Below are 15322 nucleotides of genomic sequence, written 5' to 3' on the forward strand. Positions count from 1 at the left end.
TTTTATTGAAAATCTCTTTCTTCCAGTATTAAGTAGGAGGAATACACAAATAATATGAAATAAAAAACACTTAACATCACCCCTGTAAACGGCACATAATCTAGATTTGACATTAGAAACCCGCTTCTAAGCTCTGGCTTAAGAAGGGGGCCCTGTATAAGAGAGTTGAATACTTCTAAAGGAAGAATACATATTTCTTTTACATCGAAATACATATAAAATAATTTCTTCATAGAAAACTCTAATATGCTAGCGACAACCATGCAAATAATGGCAAAGCCCGTTTTTTTAACTAGTATTGATATAAACATGGCCACAGACATATAGGACATAATTTGCAAGATATATGCTAGAGGAAATTGTATATCGCTATAGGCTAAATCTCTGAAAAAATTCTCATTGTAAGTATATCCCAAATAAAGACCTATAAATGAAATAATAATCATAGATACTATAGATAGTACTAGAATAAATAATAATTTTGATGCTATAAATTCTCTTATACTAAGACCATCTATAATATTTTGCCTGAAAGTTCTAAAAGAGAATTCACTAGTTATAGAAATGATAAACAACATAGCCATAAACACACTAAAAAAGTCTCCCACATAAAAAGAATTTTGTATTACATTTTCAGTAGAATATATTCCAGAAAAGCTCAATGGTATTTCATTTCCAGGTGCTCCTTGTTCAAGTTTATCATGTATCACAAATACCAACAACATGGAAAGGAAATAAAAACAAAAAAATACTAGGTTAAACTTTCTATATTTTATCTTAGCCCATTCTAAAGACAACAACTTAGCTATAATCATAACAGTATATTTAAATTTGATCTTTTCTAACTTATTATTTCCAAGAACTTTTGTTCTAAATTTCCTCCTTCAGAAAATTCCTTCATTTCCCCTTGAAATTTTTCCACACCTTTTTTAATAATCATAAGATGAGTACACACTTTTTGTATTTCATCTAAAAGATGACTTGCAATAACCACTGTTGTGCCATTTTTTGACACCGTATTTATAATATTCCTGATATCAGAGATTCCAACAGGATCTAATCCGTTGGTAGGCTCATCTAAGATGAGTAACTCAGGATCGTTTAGTAGAGAAGAAGCAATGGACAAACGTTGCTTCATTCCAAGGGAGAACTTTCCAAAGGGTTTGTATCTTTCTTCGTACAGCGTTACCAATTTTAACTTATCCTCTATTTTCCTAGGTATTTCCTCTGGAATGATATCTTTTATCTTCGCTACCAAAGACAAATTTTGTATGGCATTCATATAAGGATAAAAATTAGGAGTTTCTAAAATAGCCCCAATTTTCTTGCGAGAATTAGAATCATTAGCTTTTTCACTAAATAAACTTATAGTTCCTGAAGTCGGGTTAATAACATTTAAGATCATGCCTAAAGTAGTAGTTTTTCCACTTCCATTGGGCCCCAAAACACCATATATGGCCCCTTTAGGAACAGATATAGATAAAGAGTCTACTACGGTAGATTTTCCGTATTTTTTAGTGAGTTTTTTTGTTTGTAATATCATTGAGATGTTTTTAACATTAAAACAGAGCCGCTAAGTTATATAAAAATTGAAAGTTATATGGACTTTTATATAAGCCTATCTTCCACTAAGAAATTAAATGTGAATAGTTTTAAAACTCCTTGTCCCAAAGTAAAAAATAACTGAGTAGATAAAAAATGATAATGTCTTAAAAAGGAAACTAAAATAGCTCTAATACCAAAAATTAAAAAACCGCCCCATTTCATTAATGAGACGGCTTCTAAACTTTAACTAAAGTAATTAATCTTCCTAACTCTCTAACTACTGAGGCGCATCCGCATTAATTTTTAACTTATAGTGTTTTTTAGTAACACCATCTTGAGCTACCACTCTGAATGTATAAATCTGAGCTGTAGTTGCAGTACTACCTACTTTAAGCTGCTGCCCATCATTACTTGAGCTGCTATTTCCAGTAATTGGACAAACATTAGCAGTAGTATTAGCTGTAGAGCCAGGAGCAGAATCAGCTTCGATAAAAGCCCCCTCAGGCAGGATTAGAGCATCTGCTTTGAAATAACTACTAGCTGGAGCCCCATTAGTCACTGCAAGCTCACCACCAGTAGGATATGCAGTGTCAGATTTACCTTTTCTAAGCTCAAACTCAATAGCATTAGCAGCAGTTAAGCCATCCTTGCCACTATTACCAGTAGGATAATGAGCAAACACCTTAGTCCCAGCTGCAGGCGCAGTGCCATGTTGATTAAATGAAGCCTTAGCATTAGCACCAGTCTCAGCAACTATAAATCCAAACTCACCTTGTTTTATATCACATTTGTCAGATTTATCATTAGAGAATTTAACAACTACAGTATATTTTTTTACTGCGGAAGTGCCTCCAGCTTTAGAGAATTCGAAGTCTTTTCTGAAAGGGCCAGCTTCTAATTTCTCTTTAGTAAGTTCTGTTGCAAGTATTTCAAAAGGGATCTCCGCAGTCTTACCTGTAATAGCAGTCCCACCTAAGGTAACGCCTTCAACAGCAGATTTAAAAGTAATAGTAGCCTTAACACTAGCATTACTTGTTAAGTTTGTAAACTGCGAATTAAACGGAAGGTTTACATTTATGATACTATCTCCTACTATATCTGTAGCTGCAATTGTAAATTCATTTGGATAACCATCAGCAGTGGCATTTTTATTCATATTTCTAGGAGGAGTCTTTGTGATAAATAATTTATCGTAAAACTCAGAGATATTATCAGCAGTTAGATTCTTACTCTTCTCAAACTTCACAGAAGAAATCTGTAGCTCTAAAGCTTTTTTAGCTGTATCATTTGGTTTACTACATGAGAAAACTACCAGACCAAGTGTTAGTAGTGAAAAAAGGTTTTTAAACATTTTTTTGATTTTTTTTAGGTTTAAAATTCAACAATTAATAAACTACTCATTTACTATATGAGTAGGTGGCGAAATTAATGTTAATTTTTTTAAACTTTTTTTAAAAGGAAAAAAATATTTGATCGATGTGAAAATATTTCACGACAGAACGCACCACGTAGAACAGGTTAACAGGAAAAACTACACTTTCAAACAAAAAAAACGCCTCATTTCATTAATGAGACGGCTTCTTCATTCTACGCTTTACAAATAACCTAACTTATAAAGTTTATTTTTAATTTAGGGTTTATAAGATTAATGTTTATCCCAAAATAACTTTACACTTAATTTGTCTCCGCCTATGGCATCACTTGCCTTTTTGTAGGAATCTCCATTAAGAGATTGCTCTGAGACTGGATAAGTAAGCCTATAAGGAGGCGCTGTCATACCATGAGGATTTCCTGCTGGAGCTACTAATTGAGGAAAATCTAATCTCCTCCAATGCAACCAAGCAGAAGCGCCTCTATTGTACATTGCTATCCAAAGCTGAGTGCCTATCTTTTGTTTCCAATCAGAAGAAGTATTGCCGCTAGTAGTATATTGTGCATCTGCTTTTCCTAAATAGGTTGTGGCTTCTTGTTCACTCCCTCCAAAAAATACTATTGAAGCGGTAACTCCTTTATCATAATGGTCCTTTGCCGATCCAGATAAAAAATTTCTCTCACATGCCTCAGCTAATAACAACTCCACCTCGCTATAATCTAGGACACGAGCTGCTCTATCAGATACTTTAAACTGATCTGTTATATGAGAATATCTGTTGTACTGGCTCTTCGCTCCTATTTCTGCTCCAGAATACTCACTGCTACCTTCAACTGCTGTGCACAACCTGGAAAGTCTAGGATCCTGATCACTGGTGGTATTACTACTACTATTGGGGAAATCTTTTAAAATATCTACAAGAGTTTTAGCCATTACATACTCATTCTTCTTGCTAGCTACCAAACCTACATATACTAAATTCTGATGAGGAGAAGTAGATCTGTATTTGTAATAAGCATTATCAGTATTAGATGTGAATAATCCATACCCATGTGCTTTTACAACTATACTCTTAGCATAAGTTTGATCTACATCTGCCAAAACCATACCCATCCTAAGCATCAGCGATGCAGCAAATTTTTTCCATCCAGAAACAGTAGTGTACATATTGTCGTGTTCATAAGCTCCTGATGTGCTACTGCCTATGCCCTTAATAGCCATATCTAACTTAGATATAAGGTCTTTATAAACCGTTTTAGCGTCGTCGTATTTAGGAGTTAAATTTTTAACATCTAAGGCCTCAGAATATGGAATATCACCGAATGTCTCTACCAACCTGCTATAAGCAAAAACACTATTTATATCCAAAATAGCCGTTCTAACTTTTTTTGCCTCAGCGCTAACATCTTCAGTTTTTAAAAACTCTTTGGCTTGATCTAAATTCTTTAATACCTTTCTATAAGTATCTATAAATATCTCTCCAGCTATGTCCTTTTTAGATATGTTATAATTAGACTCATCTGTAGATTCCACCTGCTGCCAATGCTGAACCCATAATCTAAATACATTCAGACCCACATCTGTGCTAACCAAATTATCTACAATAGATTTTTGAGCCCTTAAATACAGAGAATTAGATGTAGTCTTAGAGAGAGCTCTATAATTATTATTCAAGTCTGTTATCTTAGTACACCCAATGATAAAGACGAATGTTGAAAAAAGTATTATTCTACTCATTATCTATTTTTTTTAAAAATTAAGTTTAATATTAACAGCTAATTCTCTAAATGTAGGCAATGACCCCACACTAAACCCTTGAGCATTACCAGCTCCCATAGAAGCTTCTGGATCAGCATAAGGAAGGTTCTTGTATAATATCCACAAGTTAGACCCCACTAGCCCCAATGTTATCTTTTTGAAATATTCAGTACCTAAAGGCAAATCATAAGATATAGACATCTCTCTCAATTTTATATAAGAAGCGTCATACACAAATGCTTTATCAGGCAGTGAGCCTCCGAGACTTCCCTGTGTAACTTCCATCCTAGTAGTATTCTTAGTTCCATCTTCATAAACTCCGGGATTTAGAATACCTCCACCATCTGCTACCTTATCTCTAATATTCTTTCCATTTTCATTTGTAAATGATGTCTCCTTGTATAAACCATTTCCTAAACCATATAACATATCTACAGAAAAGATATCTCCACCCTTTTGACAATCAATCAAGAAAGAAAAAACGAAACCTTCGTAAGAGAAACTATTAGAAAAACCTAATAACCAATCTGGGTTTTGGTTACCTATAACTTTACTAGAACTCTCACTAACCTTGTATTTACCAGTTGTTTTGTCTACTATCTTAGCTCCGCTTTTGTGATACTCAAAGTCAGTACCATATATAAGACCATATGGAGATCCCTTAGTAGAATGTATAGAGACATTGGTTCCTATTTTTCTCTTGTGTAATTTCTCTTTCTTAACTCCTTTTGCCAATGACAGAACTTCACTTCTATTCATAGACCAATTCACAGAAGAGTTCCATGAAACAAGACCTAAAGAAATGTCCTTAGAACTCAAAGCGATTTCTAAACCTTTATTTGAGAGTTTTCCACCATTAACCATTTTACTGGTATAACCAGTAGACGAAGTTGTAGTGACATTACTAATCTGATCCTTTGTCAAATTATAATAGAAAGCCATATCTAAGCCTATCTTATTATCTAATAATTTAAGATCTAATCCCACCTCATAAGAAGTAGTACTCTCTGGTTTTAATTCTGGATTCTTTTTAGTGTGATGAACACCAGATACTGCCCCCCCATTTTCGGCTTCAAACATATAGGTGTCTACAATTTTATCAAACTCAGCGGAAGCTCCCACTTGAGCTACATTAACTCTAAGTTTTCCAAATGAAACATGAGGAATATCTATTAATTCCGTTAATATAACACTGGTAGACATAGAAGGATATACATATAAATTACTGCCTTGGGGAAGAGTAGAGGATTGATCTGCCCTAACTGATAAATCTACATAAGCGTACTTCTTGTAGTCTAAAGAAGCACTAGAATACAAAGAATTAGTTCCCAATATAGTATCGTATTCCTTTGGAGGAAGGATAGACTTCATAGAGTTACGTAAAAAATAGTGTCCAGCTATACCAAGTCCACCATTTGTGTGAGCTCTAGTAAAAGAAGTGTGTTCTCTCTTTACAGTTGTTCCAATCAAACCGACAAAAGAGAGATCAGGATTTATATCAGCATCTATATTTAAAATAGCATCGTGATTAAATAATTTAAAGTGACTATCTGCTCTATAATATCCAGATGTAACTAAATCGTTAATAACAGCCAACTGCATACTTCTACTCCCTTTTTGAATCCTCATATCGTAATACATATAGTAAGTATCTATGGAGGCTCTAACTAATCCAGAAACTTTTAGACCTTTTAAATCTATAAACTTGTAATCCAAAGAAGCATTCCCCAACCATCTATTTCTGTAATCTGTAGGATAGTTTTCATACCTCTCAAAATATATGTTGTTCCAATAACTAGGATGAGGCTTATCACCATTTAAAATAAAATTCCAAGAAATATTCTTTTTGTTTTTTTCATAAGCCTCCCTCTGTTGTTTTAAGTCTACATTGGTAGCCCACAATTGACGAAACATAGTCATATTATTGTCGTCACGCCCCATACGACTCCTACCTATAGCCTTCTGAAGTATATTACTAACCGAAACATTAGAAGACAACTTATTTGAAAACTTATAACTAGAAGAAAGAGAAAAATTATCTTTATTTATAGAGCCATTAGGCTCTGAACCTTTTTCGTTGTGATTAGTATAAGACAATCTGTATGAAGCACTTTCATTTGAACCAGAAACACTAATAGTATTCGAAAGGGTTACTGGAGTTTCGAAATAAGTCAAAGGATCATTTTCAGCATACTTCCAAACTCCTTTTTTTCTATACTTGTCTTTTCCAGATTCTGAATATGCAGCCCACCAATTATAGACTTTCTTTTTATCTGAATATTTAGGACCAAAAGAAGCTTGAGTGTTAAATGGCACACCAGCGTTTTTCTCTACAGTATTTAATCCGATAGGGAAATCCACCCAACTATCTTCTCCATTACTACCCCCTCCGTACTCTTTTTGATACTCAGGAAAAGTACTTTGATCTAAAAAACCAAAAGATGTAGAAGATTTAAAAATCACATTGGCAGATTTCGTGCCTATATCTCCACCTTTTTTTGTGGTAATCATTATAACTCCATTAGCAGCTTGAGATCCATATAAAACACTAGCCGCAGCACCTTTTAGCACTTCCACAGATTTTATGTCCTCTGGGTTGATATCTGAAGCTATGTTGCCATAATCTATTGCAGTATGCTTGGTAGTATTCGCGTTTTTAGAATAATTTGAAATCGGGACACCATCTACAACAAAAAGAGCTTGATTATCTCCTGATAAAGAGGAATTACCCCTTATGATAACATTTGTACTACCTCCCATATTGTTAGTCCTATTTATCTTGACTCCAGCTATTTTACCAGAAAGAGAATTAGTAATATTGCCTGATTTAACAACATTAACATCATCTCCAGAAACCTTCTGTACAGAATAACCAAGAGATTTCTTCTCTTTTTTTATACCCAAAGCCGTGACTACTACATCATCTAATAATTGAGTATCACTATTCATAATAACATCTATTCTATTAGAACCTTCAACTTTTACATACTTGGTTTTCATTCCTATAAAAGAAAACTCTAGAACATCACCCCTATTAGCATCTATGGAATATTCTCCATCAAAGTCCGAAGAAGTTCCAAAATTCTTTCCCTTTATCTTAATAGATACTGCAGAGAGGGTTTCACCATTATCATCAGATGTTATAGTTCCTGAAATTTTCATTTCCTGTGCGTGAGAAATTTGAAAAAATATAATACCTATTACAATAGGTAATAACTTATTAATCGAATTCATTAACTTAATAATATTTAAAAAAATAAAAAATCACAATCTAAATATTGCTATTTAGATAGCTTCTAAATAAGCCGCAATTTTACAAAAAAAAATTTTTACAGTTAAAAAAAATATTAGGCTCCTAATTCAATTAATTTTTAGCTAAAAAAACTCCTTTGAGAAACACAACCAAATAAAATAGATAACATATGTTTGGAAAATGAATGATAATCTTAAGAGAAGATATAATAACAATCTCAATAAAAGACAGCGTTCTGGAATATTCATTTTCATACTTATCATAATTTCTATACAGTATTTCCTGTTGTTTGAAGATGATATCTATTCTTTTATTTTTACTCAAAAAAATCTATCTCAGTTATTGGAATACGAAAAGGATATGATATATGTAGAAAAAAAAGATGAACTTGTAAAAAAGAAAAAATCAAAGTTTTCAAAGAGGAGAACTAAGAAAAATCTAAGAGAGATACGTTACAGAGAATTCAATCCAAATACCATAAATAAAAAAGAATGGATAGAACTCGGTTTTAGCAATAGACAAGCCGATGCAATCCTGAAATACAAGAATACAGTAAAAGAATTCAAATCAAAAGAAGACTTGAAAAAAATATTTGTCATATCAAAAGACAAATACAAAAAACTAAAGCCTTATATCAAAATAGAAAGAACTCCTTACACGGAGAAAAAAAAGAACATAAATCTGGCTAATGCAAACGATCTTAAAGAGATAAAAGGTATAGGAAATGTCCTTTCGTTGAGGATAATAAAATTTAGGGACAAATTGGGAGGATTTGCCAACAGAGATGTTTTAAGTAGAGTTTATGGATTAAAAGATTCAGTTATAGAACTGATAGAGAAAAAATTCACTTTTGATTTTGAACAAATTGAAAAAATAAACATAAACAAAGCTAGTTTGGAACAACTAAATAAATTGCCCATTCTAAGATTTGAACAATCTAAAGCCATAATTCAATTTAGAGCGGAATACAGAGAATTCCAAAACGTAGAAGAATTGTCTAAATTAGAGGAATTTTCCACCAAAGATATAAAGGCGCTAAAATTCTATATATCAACCTGATAATCTGATGCCAACTGAGATTACTGTATATTCTAAGAATTATTGTAGAGATGAAAGTATTTCATTCATCTTATCTGTCTCTTCTCTAGCCAATTCTGGATCCACTAAAATCCTGCCACTGTGTTCATCTATTATCATCTTTTTTCTAGCGGCTAATTCTATTTTTCTCTGTGGAGGAATAGTGAAAAATGATCCTTCTATAGCATCTCTTTCAATAGAGACAACCGCTAAGCCATTTCTTACCTTGCTGCGTATTCTCTCATAAGAGGTCAATAGACGATCGTCTAATAATTTTTTAAACTCTTCTGATTTATCATTGAGGATTTTTTCCTCTTTTTCAGTCTCTTTTAAAATGGTTTTTAACTCCTTTTTACTTATCTCGAACTCTTCATTTTTTTTAGCCAAAAGATCAGTTATCAAATCGATATCTTCTTTGGCTTTTTCCTTATTTGAGATATTATTTTTTATTTTTTTTTCTGCCAGCTCTATCTCTAGAAATTCAAATTCTATCTCTTTGTTGAGAGCCTCATATTCCCTATTATTTCGTATGCCTTTTTGTTGTTGCTCATATTTTTTTACCATAGATCTATGGGCTTCAATATCTTGCTTCTTTTGACTAATATCTAAGTCTATCTCTTCTATGGAAGTCTGTAATTTTTTTATTTTAGTTTGAAAACATGCTATATCATCTTCCAAGTTTTTAACCTCCAAGGGAAGCTCCCCTCTTAAACTCTTTATAGAATCTATTTTACTGTCTATAAATTGCAAGTCATAAAGTAATCGTAGTTTTTCTTCTACTGTAATCTGCTTTGTCATAGGTTAAATAAAGTAATTAACAGGATTTGTCCTCTCCATAGAAATATGGGTCGCGAAGGTAGAAAAATTCTGTCTAAGAAAATCAACTATTAAATCTTTGGTAAATTGCTCACTCTCATAGTGACCTACATCCACTATTAAAATGTTCTTTTCTGCTTGAAAAAAATTGTGATACTTAATATCCGATGATATAAAAACATCAGCTTTTAAGCTTTTAGCTCTTGATATTGCAAAACTTCCAGAACCGCCTAATACGGCTATCTTCTGCACTTTTCTATTCAAAAAGTCGCTGTGCCTTATACATGGGACATTTAATTTTTTTTTCAACATATCTAAAAACTGATTCTCTTGCATTGGAAATTTCAAGTTTCCAATCATGCCCATTCCTATATTTTGATAGTAATTATCAAGAGTGAATACTTCATAGGCCACCTCTTCGTAGGGATGAAGCTCAAAAAGTGTTTTTAAAATCTTATTTTCAATATGCTTGGGAAATACAACGCTCACACAAGTTTCTGCTTCAACGTGTTGAAGGCCTTTTTCCCCTACAGTAGGATTGCTATTTTTATTGCCTTTAAATGTTCCCTTACCCTCATGGGAAAAACTGCAATTTTCGTAATTGCCTATACCGCCTGCTCCAGATTGGAATAAGCCCTCTAATAAAGTCTGCTTATACTCTAAAGGCACATAAGTTACTAGCTTTTTTATCACTCTATTTTTTGGCTGTAATATTTGAGTGTTCTCTATTGCTAAAACCTTACATATTTTATGGTTAACTCCTAAAATAGAATTGTCTAAATTAGTATGTACACTGTAAATGGCTATGTCATTCTTAATGGCCTTTACTACGATCCTTTGCACATAATCAGAGCCGTTTAATTTTTTAATTCCAGAAAATATTATAGGATGAAATGATATAATTAATCCACACCGCTTATCTATGGCTTCATCTATAACTTCTTCGGTGGTATCTAAGGTGACTAGTACGTTATCTATCTCTTTGTTTTCATCTCCTACCAATAGCCCCACATTGTCGAAATCCTCTGAATAATCTATGGGAGCTAACTCTTGTTCTATTTTTTCTGCTATATGCTTTATTTTCAATTTTTATGAAACCTTATTCGAGTATTTCTTTTACCCATAATTCTCCTGGATATGTATTATTAAGGCCATTGCTTCTCATCATTTCTGCTTTCTCTCTATCCTTATATTTCCTCAAGAAGACGTAATACCGCTTTAAACTTCTACTGTAGAAATAAGATACTTTAAAATTCTTATCTTTTAACATATCATTGAGTCTAATAGCATTTTCCTTGATATTAAAAACACCTACGATAAGGTAATAACCATGTTCATTAGGATCTACATTAGGAGCGTATTCATTTTCTCTATCTTCCAATATAACAGTGGATCGTTTCTGTTTGCCTTTTGCTTCTTTACCATTAGACTTTTTTGATTTTGTATTATCAGAGTTATTATTTGAATCTGCTATATTCTGTAATTTGCTATTTTCTAATCTATTTCTCAATTCGGCTATACTATCAGTATTTAAACCTATTTTCGCTTCCAACTTCGCTAAGAGTTCTAATTCTCTTTTCATTATGATGGAATCTATCTCCTTGAGTTTTTCCTCTTCTTCTTCTTGTATAGCCATTTGTTCTTCTTCAGACATTTCAGGTTGGGCATCTGAGAATTTATAAGCTAGTGTAACCTGATGTGAATTACCTAATTCTGAATCCACTGCTTTTCCGACAATAGGCATTTCAAAGGTATACCCTATAGAAATTTCTTGAGAAATATTTATCCCAGACAATATAGCAAGATTTCCAGGTTCCCTGTATCCTCCCCCTAACCACATCAATTTATCAACATTTAACACAAGTGACCCTTCGTAATGCACAGGATCGTATATATTGTGCTTGACAAATGCATAAGGTTCTATGTATATGTTTCCAAAGTTCTCTATCTCTGATATTTTTGCCCTGTAATACATATGTGCAGTGTAATGCCTAGTTAAATTTAATTCAGCTGTTTGTTCTGTATTACCATCGATAATGTACTCTACACTAGTATTAAACAACTGCGGAACTGAAAACCCTATTTGAAGACCATACACATCGATATTTATTCCTATGTTAAAATCAAACTTAGTTTTACCTCTTATATCTGGGACATCTTCACTTCTATTTACATCAGTAACATCAAGTATTCTCAACCTCGACCTATCTATATCTGTACTTATAATTCCAACAGCCGCTCCCAAAGACACTTTAACATCTTCAGATACTTGTAGCTTAAAGGCGTAATTAGCATATCCAGAATACCTAGACAAAGCGCCTGTCTGATCCCTATATAAAAAAAATGAATAGGCAATACTCTTACTATTAGTGGTTCCATCATATGAAACTAAAGATGTTTCGGGCGCTCCAGTAATACCTATCCACTGATTCCTGTGGGCTATACTGATAGTAGGGAAGGTCATCCCCGATAGCGAAGGGTTGTATACAAATTGATTGTATTGGTATGATCCAAACAAAGGTATCTGTTGCCCTAAACAGATAATAGTGCAGCAAGAACAAAACGCAACTATAAATAAATATTTCTTCATTGTAATTGTTTTCTTTTAAATCTTATCGTAACCCAGTTAACAAATTCATTTTAACATCATATATTTTGCATGAGCACCTTAGTTCCGACACCTTCTAAATTAAATTAGAATCATTTACAAAAACATCGAGCTCAACAAAGTATAGCTTCAGGAATTTTCTAAAAGATTAGACACAAAAAATTAGAGCCTTTTTATGCTGTAAAAAAAACTCCCCTTATTCGAAATACAATCAATAATTCGGACAACAAAACTAACTCTTAACCTAAGAATGCTGCTCAAAGCGAGCAAATTTAGTTTTTTTAGTTAAGACTTATTAAAAAATATCATAACACTTACTGATATCCAAGAAAGAAACGTCTTGGTTTCTATATCTTTTTTTTCGAATTTTCCACATATATCTAAGTTGTCATTTATTTTTTTGGATTAAACCTGTTCAAGTGATATTATCATAATTTGAACGTAATAAATATCAGTTTTAAAAGAATGATTTGAGGTGCTTTAGTTTGACAAAAAGCATTTCGCTACTATGTTAGTGTAATTATCTCTATTAACACTCTTTTTGGGTGATAATAAAAACTTGTGTTTATAAATTCCTATAAACCTAAATAATCAGACTTTAAACAGTTCCCAAAAATTATCAATTAATTAATGTGATTTGGTCCTTTTGCAAATTCATTTTCACCATGTTTTACTCTATAATGCCCCTTATAACCAAAGTTTACCAAGCCGTCATAAGACTTAAACCCATCGGTATAAATTGTACTTTCTTTACTCGCTCTGCTCTCTACAATAGGCATTATTACTTATGATGAACAGTTTTTTACAATTTGTATAAACTTTTCCCTCTCTTTCTTTAACATACCAAACACTGGAACTTTTCATTCTGATCCTCGCGTCATCTTTTTTCCTCTAGCTCGTTTAGCTCCAAAGTAACTCTCATCTAATTCTATTTCCCCTTGATTAAAGAAACTTTCTTCTTCGCATTTTTGAGCAATTGACAAGCGTAATTTGTCAAAAAATTTGTTGATAGTATAACAACTTACATTAGTAAGTTCACTAACTTTTTTTCGTTTCGATATCCAGGCAAAATAACTGTAAAATAGACCTAAATTTTGCCTCAGAAATTCTCAAACGAATTATACATTCATCTTTCATAGATAATATAAGGGTTTACACGTATGCAAATTTACTTTAAGTTGTCTTGAACCTAACTTTTTATGTTTTCTTTTAAACTTAAAAGTTCCAATAATTAACCTGGATTATTCACAGTCATATTAAAATAGATTAAACCTGATATTTTTTTCATTAACTTTTTTACTAATCAAACAAAACTCGTCTTCTTTGTAGTTTTTTTTGCACCATTTTTTAACACGACAATGATCTTTTTTAGTGTTTTTACGTGGTTTTTTAACGACAGAACGCAACTATCCCAAGGTTATTCATTTCACAAATAAACAACCGCTACTGGGTAATAATTTCCCGAAATAAACCTTGTAAACAAAAGATTTAGATAACTGGTGATAGATTCGCCTTTTGGTAATTTTAATCGTTGCTCCTACCTTCAAAAGATAAGTTCTAATTGAACTGATTAACCATTTTTTTGCTACTTCAAATCTTGTTTTCTTTATCTTCTGTTTCAGTAATAAAAACATTTCATAGGCAAGACTACTCATCATAAGTCGAAAAAAATTAGCAAGAAAACTATGATTTGACAAACGATCAGAAAAACACATATTTTTAACTTCTTTTATTCTATTTTCACTTGAATCACCTCTTTTAACATAAAAGTCAAAGTAAATTTCTCTAGCATCCTTTTGGGGAAGATCACTAGAAAAATGCCTTATGTTCATACCTAATCCTGTACTCTCAACTTTAGAATAGCACTGTTGAGGCTTGTGCCAACTCTTGGCTTTGTAAATGAAATTCATAAAATGTTGGTGCTTTTCTCCATGATGTAGATACATTTTTTTTACAACATTTTTTGACCGAAATACCTTTCTTTTTAAAACTTCATTACTCACTATGCCTGTCATATATAGTAAATCAAAATCATCTACTAATTGGTAAAAAGGAGCGCAACTAAAGCCGCTATCACTTCTAATAATTATTTCCATCTCTGGGTATCTCTCACGTATTTTGATAATTATTCGCTTTAAAATACTCACATACCATTTATTAGAATGACTGTTTCCTCGACGGAATACAGGAAGAATAATCTGTCTTGGTGTCTCCATCATGAAAAAAATAGTTCATTGTACATGAATTTACCATAATAACCGTTAAACATTGACAATTGTTGACTGCCATGAGTTGGATCATCGGTTGAATCTACATCAATAACTATTCTCTTGCGACCAGATAAATTTGAAACATATTTGTATAATCATGGATTACAAAACTTAAAAACAGCCTGTTTATCCAAGCTATTCTCAAATCTTGATATAGTGGGTTGAGAGGCCAAATCACCTTGAAGAACATCTTTTAATAAAGGATCTTTCTGTAAATGATTAACATCATTGGCGTCTTGATAGCCTAACATTATCATATAAACCCTTTGTTTTAACTGTTGCTTTCTGGTATAAGTAACAAATCTAGAGTCTCGGGCATCAGGCAAAAGTTTACTGTAATAATCAATCAACTTATGATCTCGTTCTAGTTTTTCAAGCATGATTAAGGATCCATCAGAGCTAATTTCTGATGATGAAAAAGTTAACTCAACAGATTTTCTCCCTCTATAAAATAATGTGTTTTTATTCCTCATTTTTGGGCTATATCTAAAGTGGTGATTTTTTGATTAAAACCTTTTAAAATTAACACTTTATACCCAATGTTGAAAGGTAACTATGAATAATCCAGGTTAAATCGTTTATTTTCGAGCAAATATATCTCGATCTGATTTTTTTTTACTCAA

10 protein-coding genes and 2 pseudogenes are annotated in these 15322 nt (G+C 32.4%); 1 reads left to right on the forward strand and 11 read right to left on the reverse strand.

The window, feature by feature from the left end; genetic code table 11:
- Positions 1-2 precede the first annotated feature (2 nt).
- The 5 genes from JBKA6_RS01635 to JBKA6_RS01655 all read right to left on the reverse strand — a co-directional run bounded on the left by JBKA6_RS01635 (position 3) and on the right by JBKA6_RS01655 (position 7909).
- Positions 3-815, reverse strand: a complete 813-nt coding sequence (locus tag JBKA6_RS01635) for a hypothetical protein (protein WP_096685228.1) — start codon at positions 813-815, stop codon at positions 3-5.
- Between the two features lie 26 nt (positions 816-841).
- Entirely contained in the window at positions 842-1543 is a 702-nt protein-coding gene (locus tag JBKA6_RS01640) for an ABC transporter ATP-binding protein (RefSeq protein ID WP_096685230.1), read from the reverse strand.
- Positions 1544-1822: 279 nt separating this feature from the next.
- A complete protein-coding gene (locus tag JBKA6_RS01645) occupies positions 1823-2896 on the reverse strand; it encodes a hypothetical protein (protein WP_096685232.1) in 1074 nt (357 codons plus the stop codon).
- Between the two features lie 294 nt (positions 2897-3190).
- A complete protein-coding gene (locus tag JBKA6_RS01650; RefSeq protein WP_096685234.1) occupies positions 3191-4654 on the reverse strand; it encodes a SusD/RagB family nutrient-binding outer membrane lipoprotein in 1464 nt (487 codons plus the stop codon).
- Positions 4655-4666: 12 nt separating this feature from the next.
- On the reverse strand, positions 4667-7909 hold the full coding sequence (locus JBKA6_RS01655; RefSeq protein WP_096685237.1) for a SusC/RagA family TonB-linked outer membrane protein: 3243 nt from the start codon (positions 7907-7909) through the stop codon (positions 4667-4669).
- A gap of 199 nt (positions 7910-8108) precedes the next feature.
- Here JBKA6_RS01655 and JBKA6_RS01660 point away from each other — a divergent pair, with 199 nt between their 5' ends.
- Positions 8109-8987 carry a ComEA family DNA-binding protein gene (locus tag JBKA6_RS01660; RefSeq protein WP_096685240.1) on the forward strand — a complete coding sequence of 293 codons (879 nt, stop codon included), beginning with the start codon at positions 8109-8111 and terminating at the stop codon, positions 8985-8987.
- Between the two features lie 39 nt (positions 8988-9026).
- Here the strand turns inward: JBKA6_RS01660 and JBKA6_RS01665 are convergent, their stop codons facing one another.
- The 6 genes and pseudogenes from JBKA6_RS01665 to JBKA6_RS07895 form a co-directional block, all read right to left on the reverse strand.
- Positions 9027-9803: a zinc ribbon domain-containing protein gene (locus JBKA6_RS01665; RefSeq protein ID WP_096685242.1), complete on the reverse strand. Its 777-nt coding sequence runs from the start codon at positions 9801-9803 to the stop codon at positions 9027-9029.
- Positions 9804-9806: 3 nt separating this feature from the next.
- Positions 9807-10907 (reverse strand): Nif3-like dinuclear metal center hexameric protein, encoded by a 1101-nt coding sequence (locus JBKA6_RS01670; RefSeq protein WP_096685244.1) that lies wholly within the window; start codon positions 10905-10907, stop codon positions 9807-9809.
- Between the two features lie 13 nt (positions 10908-10920).
- A complete protein-coding gene (locus JBKA6_RS01675; RefSeq protein ID WP_096685246.1) occupies positions 10921-12411 on the reverse strand; it encodes a PorP/SprF family type IX secretion system membrane protein in 1491 nt (496 codons plus the stop codon).
- Between the two features lie 498 nt (positions 12412-12909).
- Positions 12910-13575, reverse strand: a pseudogene (locus JBKA6_RS07435) (IS1595 family transposase).
- Positions 13576-13850: 275 nt separating this feature from the next.
- Positions 13851-14645 (reverse strand): transposase, encoded by a 795-nt coding sequence (locus JBKA6_RS07890; RefSeq protein ID WP_157776868.1) that lies wholly within the window; start codon positions 14643-14645, stop codon positions 13851-13853.
- Positions 14645-15172: pseudogene (locus tag JBKA6_RS07895) on the reverse strand (transposase). The gene JBKA6_RS07890 and the pseudogene JBKA6_RS07895 overlap by 1 nt, the downstream one beginning before the upstream one ends.
- Between the last annotated feature and the right edge of the window lie 150 nt (positions 15173-15322).

It is taken from the genome of Ichthyobacterium seriolicida (assembly GCF_002369955.1).
GTDB classification, from domain to species: Bacteria; Bacteroidota; Bacteroidia; order Flavobacteriales; family Ichthyobacteriaceae; genus Ichthyobacterium; species Ichthyobacterium seriolicida.